The 13,098-nt window shown below is 55.0% G+C and carries 11 protein-coding genes; 8 read left to right on the top strand and 3 right to left on the bottom strand.

Features of this window, described 5'->3' with window-relative positions:
* Positions 1-23 precede the first annotated feature (23 nt).
* The 8 genes from gmd to J2T55_RS07830 all read left to right on the top strand — a co-directional run bounded on the left by gmd (position 24) and on the right by J2T55_RS07830 (position 10,124).
* Positions 24-1,064 (top strand): GDP-mannose 4,6-dehydratase, encoded by a 1,041-nt coding sequence (gene gmd, locus J2T55_RS07865; RefSeq protein ID WP_259055397.1) that lies wholly within the window; start codon positions 24-26, stop codon positions 1,062-1,064.
* A complete protein-coding gene (locus J2T55_RS07860; RefSeq protein ID WP_259055396.1) occupies positions 1,061-1,960 on the top strand; it encodes a GDP-mannose 4,6-dehydratase in 900 nt (299 codons plus the stop codon). The genes gmd and J2T55_RS07860 overlap by 4 nt, the downstream gene beginning before the upstream one ends.
* A 58-nt stretch (positions 1,961-2,018) precedes the next feature.
* The gene (locus J2T55_RS07855) at positions 2,019-3,191 is read left to right on the top strand and encodes a glycosyltransferase family 4 protein (RefSeq protein ID WP_259055395.1); all 1,173 of its coding nucleotides are present in this window, start codon (positions 2,019-2,021) and stop codon (positions 3,189-3,191) included.
* A 75-nt stretch (positions 3,192-3,266) separates the two neighbouring features.
* Positions 3,267-4,379: a glycosyltransferase gene (locus J2T55_RS07850; RefSeq protein ID WP_259055394.1), complete on the top strand. Its 1,113-nt coding sequence runs from the start codon at positions 3,267-3,269 to the stop codon at positions 4,377-4,379.
* A 380-nt stretch (positions 4,380-4,759) separates the two neighbouring features.
* Positions 4,760-7,006: a glycosyltransferase gene (locus J2T55_RS07845; RefSeq protein ID WP_259055393.1), complete on the top strand. Its 2,247-nt coding sequence runs from the start codon at positions 4,760-4,762 to the stop codon at positions 7,004-7,006.
* Between the two features lie 275 nt (positions 7,007-7,281).
* Entirely contained in the window at positions 7,282-8,025 is a 744-nt protein-coding gene (locus J2T55_RS07840; RefSeq protein ID WP_407660061.1) for an FkbM family methyltransferase, read from the top strand.
* Positions 8,026-8,089: 64 nt separating this feature from the next.
* On the top strand, positions 8,090-8,707 hold the full coding sequence (locus J2T55_RS07835) for an HPP family protein (RefSeq protein ID WP_259055391.1): 618 nt from the start codon (positions 8,090-8,092) through the stop codon (positions 8,705-8,707).
* 424 nt (positions 8,708-9,131) lie between these two features.
* Complete coding sequence (locus J2T55_RS07830; protein ID WP_259055390.1) at positions 9,132-10,124, top strand: IS110 family RNA-guided transposase; 993 nt, start codon at positions 9,132-9,134, stop codon at positions 10,122-10,124.
* A gap of 159 nt (positions 10,125-10,283) precedes the next feature.
* On the opposite strand, the gene J2T55_RS07825 is transcribed toward J2T55_RS07830, so the two are convergent.
* From J2T55_RS07825 to J2T55_RS07815, 3 genes are all read right to left on the bottom strand, one after another.
* Positions 10,284-11,267 carry an IS110 family RNA-guided transposase gene (locus J2T55_RS07825; protein ID WP_259055389.1) on the bottom strand — a complete coding sequence of 328 codons (984 nt, stop codon included), beginning with the start codon at positions 11,265-11,267 and terminating at the stop codon, positions 10,284-10,286.
* A gap of 259 nt (positions 11,268-11,526) precedes the next feature.
* Positions 11,527-12,354, bottom strand: coding sequence for an ion transporter (locus J2T55_RS07820; RefSeq protein WP_310521981.1), 828 nt, complete (start codon positions 12,352-12,354; stop codon positions 11,527-11,529).
* Positions 12,355-12,769: 415 nt separating this feature from the next.
* Positions 12,770-13,084, bottom strand: coding sequence for a DUF1840 domain-containing protein (locus tag J2T55_RS07815; RefSeq protein WP_259055388.1), 315 nt, complete (start codon positions 13,082-13,084; stop codon positions 12,770-12,772).
* Between the last annotated feature and the right edge of the window lie 14 nt (positions 13,085-13,098).

Below are 13,098 nucleotides of genomic sequence, written 5' to 3'. Positions count from 1 at the left end.
ACTTTAGATGGAGTTATTTCTGAATGTCTGAAAGAAACGCGGTCATTACAGGCATAACCGGACAGGATGGTGCGTATCTCGCGCAGTTGCTATTGGAAAAGGGCTATCGTGTGCACGGCACTTATCGGCGTGCCAGCACGGATAATTTCTGGCGGCTTGAGGCGTTGGGTGTTGCTGAACACCCGCGTTTTTCATTCGCTGAATTGGACCTCACGGATATGGGGGCGGCAATTCGGCTGCTTGAGCGCACGGGGCCGCAAGAGGTTTACAATCTTGCCGCCCAGAGCTTTGTCGGAGTGTCTTTTGATCAGCCCCGCACCACGTCGGAGATTACCGGTATAGGCGCGCTCAATTTGCTGGAAGCCGTTCGGATCGTGGATCCCAGGATACGCTTCTATCAGGCGTCGACGTCCGAAATGTTCGGCAAGGCGCAGGCAGTTCCCCAGAATGAGCAGACGCCATTCCACCCCCGTAGCCCATACGGTGTGGCCAAGCTTTATGCCCACTGGATGACGGTAAACTACCGTGAGTCATACGATATCTTCGGCACCAGCGGCATCCTCTTTAATCATGAGTCCCCATTGCGGGGTCTGGCGTTCGTGACACGGAAAATCACTGACGCCGTCGCCCGTGTTCAGGAAGGCCGGCAGGATCTCCTGGAACTTGGCAATCTGGACGCCAGGCGCGACTGGGGCTATGCCCGGGAATATGTGGAGGGTATGTGGCAGATGCTTCAGGCCGATGTGCCGGATACCTATGTACTGGCGACGGGCCGGACCGCAAGCGTTCGCGATTTCGTAACGATGGCCTTCCGGGCCGTTGACGTAGATCTCGACTGGCGAGGGCAACTCGAGGAAGAAGTGGGGGTCGATGCCGCTACCGGCAGGACGCTGGTGCGCGTCAATCCGCAATTTTACAGGCCAGCTGAGGTTGATCTCTTGATCGGCGATGCCAGCAAAGCCCGTGATAACCTGGGTTGGCAGGCGAAAACGTCGCTGGAGGCGCTTTGCCGGATGATGGTCGAGACGGATCTGGAACGAGTCAGGGGCGGACAGTCGCAATGACTTTAGAGGGCGAGGGAACCGTCCTGCTGACCGGGGCCAGGGGCTTCACGGGTCAATATCTACGGGCGAATCTGGAGCATATTGGTTGGTATGTCCACGGCGTGGTGCACGGTGAAACACCGGGAAGCGATGAGAGCGCCTGTGACCTGACAGATGCCGCTGCAGTATCGACACTGGTAGGCCAACTGCGTCCGACGCACGTTGTACACCTGGCGGGACTTGCCTTCGTCGGTGAGTCGGATGTGGAGGCGTTCTATCGAGTCAATGTGCTGGCAACGACTAATCTTCTGGCAGCTTTGGGACAGCATGCAGATAATGTTCGGAAAGTCGTGATCGCCAGCAGTGCCAATGTGTACGGGCGTCCGTCCGTTGAATGCGTTGACGAATCGCTATGTCCCGCGCCAGTGAACCACTACGGTTGCAGTAAGCTGGCTATGGAACACATGGCCAGAACCTGGTTCGAGCGCCTGCCGATTATTCTGACGCGGCCCTTCAACTATACCGGCGTTGGGCAGGCTGCCCATTTCCTTATTCCAAAAATAGTGGATCATTTACGTCGCGGTGCTTCTGCCATTGAACTCGGCAACACGGCTGTCAGCCGGGATTTCACGGATGTTCGGGATGTTGTGCAGACCTATACACACTTGCTGGCGTCCGATGCGTGTTCACAGACAGTGAATATCAGTTCCGGACGGTCTGTGTCACTGGACTGGATCATCCAGTACATGCAGGAGCTGGCAGGCTATGAGATCACCATCCATAGGAATCCCGCCCTTATGCGTTCCAGTGAGATTCCGCGTCTTCAGGGAGATAATACAAGACTGAAGCAACTGACCGGCTTCGTGCCGGGTATTCCCATGGAAGAGACTCTCAAATGGATGTACGCTGGCGCTTGATAGCCACTACTGCGTTGGCCTATCTGTTGTCGAAAACTGTGAGCGATCCCGAAAGCTGATGCGGATTATTCTCAATGTTGACTCCCTGAGGCCGCCGCTGACTGGCATAGGCCAGTACACACTGCATCTCATGCGCGCGTTTCAGGAAAATCCTGAAGTCGAGGATCCCGTGTGTGTGCCGGCATCGTTAAGTCGGTCAGCATCAGTGGATTATGGTACCGAGGGGCAGCAGAATGACCCTCCTCAGGGCAGGGGATATTCGTGGCAGACACTGCGCGGAATCGCACGTTCGATGCCCGGTTCCTATGACCTGGTGTCATGGCTCAGGCAACAGCGTTTCAGGATGGCCATCAGGAAATACCGGGATGCCGTCTATCACGAACCCAATTATATACTGCACTCCTATGCCGGCCCGACGAACGTCGTAACGGTTCATGATCTGTCCCATGAACAGTATCCGCAGTATCATCCCAAGGAGCGGGTCAGCTGGCTTAACCGCAATCTGGATGATTCGGTTCGGCGTGCCGACAGGGTGATTACGGTGTCGGAATTTGTCCGTCATGAACTGCAGCAGCGTTTTCCGGATGCTGCCGAGAAGATCGTTACGGTACACAATGGCGTCAGTGAACGGTTCCATCCTAGGACCGCGGCGGAAACGGCACCGGTACTACATCAATATAGTCTTGCCCATGGTGGTTATGTGTTCGCTGCCGCCACCTTGGAACCTCGTAAAAACCTGACAGGGTTATTGGATGCCTATCTGGGGCTGCCGCTATCTCTCAGGGAAGCTTATCCCCTGGTAGTGGCGGGTGCACCGGGTTGGCACTCAAAACAGCTGGAAGAAAAGCTGGCTCGGGCGCAAAGTTCGGGGGAGGTCAGGGTGCTCGGCTATGTCCCGGCGCAGGATCTGGCCAGTCTTTATGCGGGCGCGGCCTTATTCGCGTTCGTTTCCTTTTATGAAGGCTTCGGCCTGCCAGTTGCCGAGGCGATGGCCTGCGGTGTGCCGGTACTAACATCGAATCGGGCCTCGCTGCCGGAGATCAGTGGTGACGCCGCTGCGTTGGTGGACCCAGCGAATATCGAGGCAATAACCGCAAGTATGCAGATGCTCTTGGAGGACGAGGCCCTGCGGATAGAGTATGCTTCCAAGGGCCGACAAAGGGCCGCGCTGTTCACATGGGAACGTTGCGCGGCGCAGACAATTTCCGTATATCGCTCAGTCAGCAGCTGATGTTGTGGTTCAATAATTATGGTGAACTGCCTCCAGCAGGGAACAGCGGCACATTCGCTAATGTATTGATATAACTTGCGAATTCTTCACGTTTACAAAAACTATTTTTCCGAGAATCGGGGTGGAATTGAGGAGGCTATTCGGCAAATCTGCCGGAGCACAACTGCCCGGGGTGTAGAGAATAGAGTTCTCGCGTTGTCTCGGGGTCGTAGCGATGGTGTCGTTGAGCGAGAAGAGGCTACCGTAATACGTCATCGACAACATCTTGAGATTGCATCCTGTGGGATGTCAGTTTCTGCGCTGACATCGTTCAGGCGGCATTCGGAATGGGCGGATGTTCTGCATTATCATTATCCGTGGCCATTTGCCGACCTGATGCACATGGTGGGTCGTATCAAGAAGCCGGCTATATTGACGTATCATTCAGATATTGTTCGCCAACGTGTTCTGATGCCGTTTTACAGGCCATTGATGCATGCTTTCATGAACAGGATGTCGGAAATCGTGGCCACCTCACAGAATTATTACGCCACTAGTGACGTGCTGCAGCATTTTGCCGATATGGTCAGCGTGATTCCCATTGGACTGGACCCAGCAACCTATCCATCCCCGGATACGCAGACCATCGATCGTCTCCGGGAGCAGGTGGGGGATAATTTCTTCCTATTTATCGGTGTGTTGCGTTACTACAAGGGCCTGCACATATTGCTCGAGGCGGTCAGGCATACCGATCTGCCAGTGGTGATTGTGGGGACTGGGCCTGTTGAGCGCGAGCTCAGGGCGCGCGCCAGCAACGACAGCCTGGATAACCTGCGGTTTCTCGGGCAATTAACCGATATTGAGAAAGTGTCGTTGCTGCATCTGGCCCGGGCAGTAGTGTTTCCCTCGTTTCTGCGTTCGGAAGCCTATGGGGTCGCGCTGGTCGAAGGTGCCATGTATGGCAAACCGCTCATTTCCACTGAGATTGGTACGGGAACCAGCTACATTAATATCGACGGCGAGACAGGATTCGTGGTGCCGCCGGGAGACTCAAAAAGTCTGCGGCAGGTCATGCTGAAGTTGTTCAATGATGACACCCTGGCCGGGAGCATGGGCGAGGCAGCCAGAAAACGTTTTTATGCATACTTCCTGGCTGATTCTATGGGAGCACAATATATGGATGTTTATGAGAGAGTATTGAGCCAATGAAATACCAGCCATCGGCAATAGCACATATTGGTACTAAGCCGATACCGAAATGTTTCCGCCAGAGGTCCATCAGGTTAATCTAAGTCATGTGATGCCAGAATCCAATCGGGTTGCTGTAATAATTAAGAAAAACCGCTCTTGCTGCTGTAGATTGTATGGTGATGAATTCGGTTATGCTAAAGCACTACGTGAAAAAGGTTTTGCCTGACAATTTTGTCAGGTACATCCAGCATAGACGGCGCGTTCATGATCGGCCCCCACAGTCTATTCTCAGATTGGAAGATAGGCTGTGGGGAGGATATTCGCGTTATGCTGTCCCTGATCTGGAAGCCATACAGCATTCACCACATGCACCAATAGGTGATCGTGCCAGCGCCGCCATGGCGCTGGGACAGTATCATGCTGCCCACGCCAATTATGCAAGGGCATTGGAGCCGCTGGCCTTTGCCGGTACCAAATCGGCCCGTTCTCGCGAACGTCGCAGCACCTCTATTGCACATATCCATTGCCTGCTGGCCATTGGACAAGTTAGCGAGACTCGGTCTCTGATCAATTCGATGGGCCCAATCGCAGCGGATGATCCCGATCTTTGCATTACGAGGGCGAACCTTGAACGCGTTTCCAGTCTGAATACAGCGGGCGATGAGGCGACGTCACTTGAGGAATATCTGGGTTGGCTGAACAGACCACTTGAACGGGCGGGGTTCTCCAGCCTTTTGCTTATGGATAGAAATCGGGATCTCCAGCTGGATAATCTTGCCGTATCGCCGGCTCCCGCCATACCTGAGCAGATGCATTATAAAGTGAGTGTGCTAATGGCGGCCCACAACTGCGAGAACACCATTTGGATGGCTGTACGCAGTGTGCTGGATCAGAGCTGGCAGAATCTGGAGCTGATCATTGTCGATGATGTAAGTTCTGACAAAACATGGAGATCGATCAAGAAACTGGCGCGTGAGGATAACCGCATCATCCCGCTGCAGCATGCGGTCAATATGGGTTGCTTTGCGGCGCGCAACACAGCCCTGGCCCATGCCAGTGGCGATCTAGTCGTGGCCAATGATAGCGACGACTGGGCCCATCCGCAGAAGATTGAAACCCAGGTAAATGACTGGCTCCAACATGGTGGCAAAGGTGCCAACATGACCTTCCGGTTGCGTATGAACACACAGATGGTTGCGCAACCGCGACTTGATAAAGCAGATGTGCCGTTCGTGCACAATGATTTTTCTTCCTTGATGCTCTCCCGATCCTGCATGATGGCCATGGGCGGCTGGGATACGGTGCGATTTTCAGCCGATGCCGAGTTCGTGCAACGGTTCCGGCAACAGGCCGGTCCGGATAGTGTCCGCAAACTGCATGCGGGTGTGCCCCTGTCCTTTTCTCTCCTTACAGGCAACAACCTGACAACCAGCGACCATATATCGACGCTCGGTTCTGGTGCCCGTCGGGAATACACACGGGCCTTTTCGGTCTGGCATGAGCAGGATCATTATGCCATCAATCGCCATTCACAGATCGATCCATTCCCCGTGCCGGCCCTGCTGTATCCCGGCGCTGACCGGCAACAGCATTTCGATATAGTGCTCGTAACTGATTGCCGGTTGCCAGGGGGAACAAGCCAGTGCAACAGACAGTATCTGGCAGGTTTTCAGAGGATGGGATTACGTGTGGGTATCTTGAACTGGGAACGGTACGATATTAATCCGCCCGAAGCAGCCACCCGGAAAATGATCCGGGCCTGTCAGTCATTAAACGTGACGCCCATCGTTCATGGCGAGTCTGTTAATTGTGATCTGCTGTTCATACATCATCCGCCCATCATGATGTGGCAACCGGATACCACGCCGACGATAGAAGCGCAACGAATCGCCATACTTGCGAATCAGACGCCTCAGAAAATGATTCATGCTGCGAACACGATGTACGAGCCGGATCAGGTACAGGAGCGCATCCAGGCCAATTTCCACAAGGCCGGGTTGTGGATACCGATATCACCGGTGGTACGGCGGCTCCTGGCAAGTAACGGCATCGATGAGTCCATGACGGATCATGACTGGTTTCCGCCACTGGAGCTATCCCTATGGTGGCGCCAACCGCGGTGGCGCGGTCAACAGCAGCAAAGACCGGTCGTCGGGCGTCATAGCCGTGATGACTGGACCAAGTGGCCGGGTACGGCGGGTGCCATTAAGTCAGCCTACTGTGCCAATCAGGCTGTCGACGTGCGGCTGATGGGGGGAGTCCAATCGCTACTGGCGCATCACCTGATGACATTACCATTGAATTGGCATGTCATTGATTACGATAATAAAGATGTTCGTGACTTTTTGGCTGAACTGGATATATTCGTGAATTTTATTCATGAACAAAGGATTGAGACTTTCGGCCGCAATGTCATCGAGGCCATGGCTGCTGGCTTGCCGGTGATCTGTTCCCCTGCCTTCCGTGAATGCTTCGGAAACGCAGCGGTCTATGCAGAACCCGAGGAGGCGTTAGAGGTGATTGAGTCGTTGTGGCAGGACGAAGCTTATTATTATGCGGTCGCTCAGGCAGGCCAGCGTTTTGTAGCCAACCACTGCGACCTTGACGGGTTACCGAGTCGACTGCAGCAATTTCGTGGTCAGTAACAATCAACCTCTGGGCCGGATCCGGAGGAAGGCGCACTACTCCGGCCAATTGATCGGTTATCGACAAAAATGGATCTGGTCGGCGGTGTGAAAGGTTGGCTATATTAAATCGTGTAAATTAAGTAAGGCATAAACTGAAGGCGCTGAGCTATTCTATACTCGATGGAAATTAGCACCTATTGTAGGCAATTGTTAGGCTCAAAGGTTAAGATAATAAAGATTTTTTTAAAACTTATTGCGGGGATGAATATTGGGTTTTTTTAAATTATTCTCAAATACCAAAAACAATCTCGGAAAATATTTTATTTAGAAAAATATTTCTACTAAGAAAGCTTTATCTGACAAAAACAAAGTTTAAGCATTATTCTCAGTTTGCAGAAGATGTCTCTATTGCACGACTATTTTCTGGAGAAAAATATGGTTTTTTTGTTGATGTAGGTTGCTTTCATCCAGTTAAATATAATAACACTTGGTCGTTGTACAAACGGGGGTGGCGAGGAATTAATATTGATATTGACCCCGTGAAAATCGAGGGATTTAATATGGTACGTACCGAGGATGTCAATATTGCCTGTGCAGTGTCAGATAACTGCGAGTCAGAGGAGGCCATTTTCTATACAAATGGCTTTTATAGTTTGACCACATCACTTGATGCAAACTTTGTAAGTGATTTTTCAAAGAAAACTAATAAAAAATATGAAAAATCTTATACTCCGATAAAAACATTATCTAGTTTGATAGAGCAGACAAAATATAAAGAAACCCCGATAGATTTCTTAACTATTGATGCGGAAGGCCATGATTTTAATATAATTTGTTCTTTAGATTTCTCGACATATCATCCTCGCGTTATTGCCATAGAATCTCATTTTAGGCTTTTAAGTGAAGTGCTTGAATCTCCTGTTTACAAGATGTTGACAGAGAAGTCATATGACTTAGTTGCGTGGCACGGGTATACACTTTTGTTCGCTAACAAAGAGATACAGGATAAATTGAGAACAGTAAATTCAGAGGCATAGGAATAATCTACTCTAGTACTATGCTTGGATTGATTTCAGAGATTTACCTTGTTTTGCTTCCGTTATGAGTGAATCGACTGACCGGGTTCGCCGCCAGCTGGTGGCCGGCCTGCTGCAACAGCTGCATCTGGAACGCATGAGCGAGCGCTTCAATCCACGCTTCGTCCAGGTGGCCTTCAATACGGTCAATGCCGGCATCAGTATCGGTCTGATCGCGATCATCGCTCTTCTGACGCAGCAGGCATTCATGTTTCCCTCGCTGGGCGCGATGGCGTTCCTGCTGTTTTATGTCCCCCTGTCACAGTCGGCATCGCCGCGCAACGCGCTGACGGCGCATACCATCGGTGCCGTGGTTGGTTGGAGTTGTCTTACCCTGTTCGGCTTGCAGGAGGCGCCGTCCGTGCTGATCGTGGGTATGGACTGGTGGCATGCCGGTGCGGCGACCGCTTCACTGTCATTAACTGCCGGTATGATGACCTTTCTGCGCGTGCCGCATCCGCCGGCTGGCGCGACGACGCTGGTCGTGACCCTGGGGTTGATGCCGCATCTGCACCAGATCGTGTTTCTGCTGCTGGGCATCGTGTTATTGCTGATCCAGGCATTTGTGATGAATCGCCTGGCTGGGATTCCGTATCCTGTCTGGTCGCAGCGTCATTATGATTCTGGTAATGAGTTGCCGTAGGGAATCAGGAATAGATTCCGGTTAACGCCTGCGGCGTTTCCGGAATGTCGATGTTTGGGTTCTTCGCGGTATTAGGCCCCTCGTCATTCCGGCCGATCACAGGGAGAGCCGGAATTTTTTCGGAAGTGGATTACAGTCAGCGAACCCATTAGCGCATGTTTCGCCGACTGAAGTCGGCTCCTTGTATGTTACCGGCCATGCTGCTGCTAGAGTTTTTTCAGTTATCGGGGAAGCCGTTCGCTCCTGGAGACAGGCTTGGCCTGATCTCGTCCCGTAGAGTGGCTCCCCGCCTCATTGCCAACCTCGAAGCGTATCCGGAAGCCCGTTGGACGGGACTTCGCATGGCAAGGTCGAGGCCGCATCAAGTACGAGGTCGGGGAACCGGTAGCTATTGTTACGCAATCTTTCACCGGAGATAAAGCCCATGACCGTTTCTGTCGGTATCGATATCGCGGCCCGTTCCTTTGACCTCGTCTGCCGCGACAACGGCCGTAACCAGCCGGCGCAGACGTTCGCCCAAACGCCCGCCGACCAGGCCCAAGTGGTTCAGCAACTGCAGGCGCTCAGGCCGACCCATATCGTTGTCGAAGCCACCGGCATCTATTATCTCGACCTCGCCGTGGCTCTGGCCGAGGCGGGTTTGCCGGTGTCGGTCATCAACCCGAAGAGCTTCCGCCACTTCGCCCAGCTCAAGCTCACCGGCAGCAAGACCGACCCGGTCGATGCCGCGCTGCTGGCCGAGTACGGCGCGCGCATGACGCCGCCGGTGTGGACGCCGCCCGAGGCTATCCACCTGGCTCTGCGCGATATCGGTCGCCAAATCAACCGCCTGACCGGCGCCCGCACGCAGGCCAAAAACCGCCTGCATGCGCTGACCGCCAAACAGATGACACCGCAACTGCTCATCGACGACGAACAGCAGGCCATCGACGCACTCGACCAGCGCCTCGACCGGCTGCAACAGGCCGCACGCGAGCTCATCGACGACTGCCCCGTACTGGCACAGCAGTTCCAGGTCATGACCGCCGCCAAAGGCATCGGCCAGGCCAGTGCCATCGCCCTGCTGGCCGAACTGGCAGTGTTGCCGGACCACCTCAAGGCCGCCCAGGTCAGCCGTCATGCCGGCCTTGATGTTCGCCTGAACCAGTCCGGCAGCAGCGTCCACAAACCCGGCCGGCTCGCCAAAACCGGCAATGCCTATCTGCGCGCCGCACTGTTCATGCCGGCACTGAGCGCCGTCCGTCATGACCCGCGCGCCAGAGCCTTTTATGAATCGCTCATCCAGCGCGGCAAAAAGAAAATACAGGCCCTGTGCGCCGTCATGCGAAAATACCTGACCGGACTCTGGGCCTGCCTGCGGGACAATACGCCGTTCGATAGCGCCAAACTCTTCAGTGAGTGCCACCTGAAAACTTGACGCGTAACAGAGTATCTACGGGAAATTGTTCTGGCCATCGTAGGCGCGGCGACCTTGCCGCGAACTATTATAAACTGTCTTTGCGAGGAGCAACGCGACGAAGCAATCTCGCCGAGGTTGCCACGGCGCTACGCGCCTCGCAATGAACTGTGCCTGAAGTCAAGCGTATTCGACCGAGTAAGGCCGGTTCGTTGTGGCCACGGCAAAGGCCTGTCGCAACAGTTTATGGGCGATGGCCACGTTGATGACCTTCGCCGGTTTGCCGGCCGCCTTCAGTCGGTCATGCAAGGCTCGACAGGCCGGGTTGCAGCTTTTCGCGGTCCAGCTGCATAGATACAGCAACTGCCGCATGCGGCTTTGGCCGAGTTTGGCGATGCCGCCCTGGCCCTTGACCGAGGTGCCGGATTGATACGTGGTCGGCGTGACGCCAATGTAGGCACCGAGTGCTTTCACGTCCTTAAAGCGGCTGAAGCCGGCCGTCACGATGATGAGTTCCATGGCCGTGCGCGGGCCGACCGACGGAATGCTCAACAGCCGCGTATACAGCGCGCTAAAAGACTTTTTTACCAAGGCCCCCAGATGGGCTTCGCAGTCGGCGATCTGTCGCTGAAGCTGGTCCAGCTGCGTACGCATCTGGTCGGCCACGAACGGGCTCGGCCGCGGCTGATGTGCAGCTGCTTCCTGTCGATTGAGCAACTGGGTGCGCGCCCGCACCAGGTCATCCAGCCAACCATGCGCCTGCTGCAGCTCAACAATCTCATCGGGCTCCGGTGTCCACGGCGTCAGCGCATGCGCTTCACCATAACGGCACAGCAGCTCGGCGTCGGCCTTGTCGCTCTTGACCCGCGACAACTGCATCTGCGCGTAGCGCTTGACCACCAGCGGGTTCAGCACCGTCAATGGTCGGCCCGCTTCATACAGCCACACCGCCAGCCGGCTGTGATACGCGCCGGTCGCCTCCATCACGTAATGCGACGCCGTCGGCGTCAGGGCCAATAACTCGGCGAGCCCGGCTGCCGTATACGCCAACGTCCGGTGCTGCTGCTGGCCGGCTTCCCGCCAGGCCGCGTCAAACGACGTCTTGCTGATATCGATACCCACGATCATCTTATTGCCCTCGGTCATCATAGACAGTCGAAACACCACCCCTTACACGGCCATCCATCCTGAATACGGGGTCACATGCCCCAATGAACTGTCCGGCTTGCGTAAGGACGAAGCAGGGGGATCCTCATTGCGAACAGCCTCCAGCGACTGACGACGGACTCGGCCTTGTTTCCCGCTCCTGGCTCTATGGCAATATCCTATGACCGTAGAGTTGCTGCAAGCATAGGACGACGGGCTGGGCTAGCTTTCGGCCCGTGGTCGGGATTCCTACGGGCTGGCAGGCTCGACCGGGAAGTCAGTCGGCGCTGCCTTCCAGCTGTTTTTCCACTCTCTGCAGGCGTTCGTCCATTCGGCGCATGATGTTCAGCATTTCCCCGCGTTCGGAATGCGCGCGTGATTCGATCTGACTGCGCTGCTCGGCTTCTTCCTCCTGGTGTTTTTCCTGCATGGTATTGACGATGATACCGATGAACAGATTCAGGACGGTGAACGCGGTTAGCAGGATGAAGCTGACGAAGTACAGCCAGGCGTAGGGGAACGCTTCCATGACCGGGCGGCCGATGGCTTCGGACCAGCTTTCCAGCGTCATGATCTGGAACAGCGAATACAGTGTCAGTCCCATGTGACCGAAATCGTCGGGGAAGGCTTCGCCGAACATCTGGGTACCCATGACGGCATAAATATAAAACACCATGAGCAGCAGCACGGCGATCCAGCCAATGCTGGGCAGTGCCTTCAGCAGCGATTCGACGATATGGCGCAGGCGCTGCAGCTTGGTGACCAGACGCAGGATACGCAGTATGCGCAGCGCACGCAGGATGGCCAGCGGTCCGGAGGCCGGCACCAGCGATATGCCGACGATCAGGAAATCAAAAACGTTCCAGCCGCTCTTGAAAAAGCGGATGTCGAAAGCAAGGAGCTTGAGCAGGATCTCGATGACAAAGATCGTCAGGACAAAGGTCTCCAGCGTATCCAGCAGACCGCCGCCATGGCGCTGAACGATGCTCGAGGTTTCCAGGCCCAGCGTGATGGCATTGAAAATGATCACGCCAATGATGAAATTCTGGATCGGCTGGCTCTCGATCCAGTTGCCGACCTGGCGGCGTATGCTGCTGAGCGACACGATGGCTGTCTCCTTGGGAATATTCGAAAGCGGTGAAATCGGACGCGATTCTACCAGTGATTGCGTTGTTTTAGGCTGGTGACTGGAAATTGGTGATCAGTGATTGGCAAGGTCTGGTTCCTGTGGCAGCGGATTGCAATCCGCGAACCCTCGGGCGCATGTTTCGCCGACTGAAGTCGGCTCCCACAGGGTGGTGGCCATTGGCAGTTTTGATTGGTGCCTGTAGGAGGCCCGCCGCCTGGCCGAACCAGAACGCCTTTCGCGGCGGGGTCGCCGCTCCTACTTCAACCTGCACGGATTCCGGATAACGCCATCGGCGTTTCCGGAATGACGCGATGTTGATTGGTTCTGTAGGAGGCCGCCCCCGGGCCGAATAGTATTCGCGGCGGGGTCGCGCTCCTGCGTATGTCAGCGGTCATTCCCAGATAACGTGTTCGTTGGCCCTGGCTGCGGTGGCGAGTAAGCCGATCAGCGGTTCGGCCCGGGTCTTCAGCGCGATGGGTTTATCCGCCTCATCGCCTTCCTCTTCGGCTTCGTCCGGTTCCATGGTTTGCGGTGGCGTCTGGATGTTTTCGATGGCCTGTTGCAGCCGTTCCAGGGCGGCCGGTACGTCCTCGGCGCGCAGCGCGCTGGGGACCGTGGTGCTCAGCCCCATCAGCTTGAGCATGGCGTGTGCATCGCCGGTAAACATGTCGATGTTGCGATGGCTGTTTGTCTTGAATGTGACCATGGTGATTACTCCTG

Origin of the sequence: Methylohalomonas lacus (assembly GCF_024808875.1) — a bacterium.
Classification (GTDB): domain Bacteria; phylum Pseudomonadota; class Gammaproteobacteria; order Methylohalomonadales; family Methylohalomonadaceae; genus Methylohalomonas; species Methylohalomonas lacus.
Note: the sequence above shows the minus strand (reverse complement) of the source record. Positions and strands in the feature narration are given on the sequence as shown.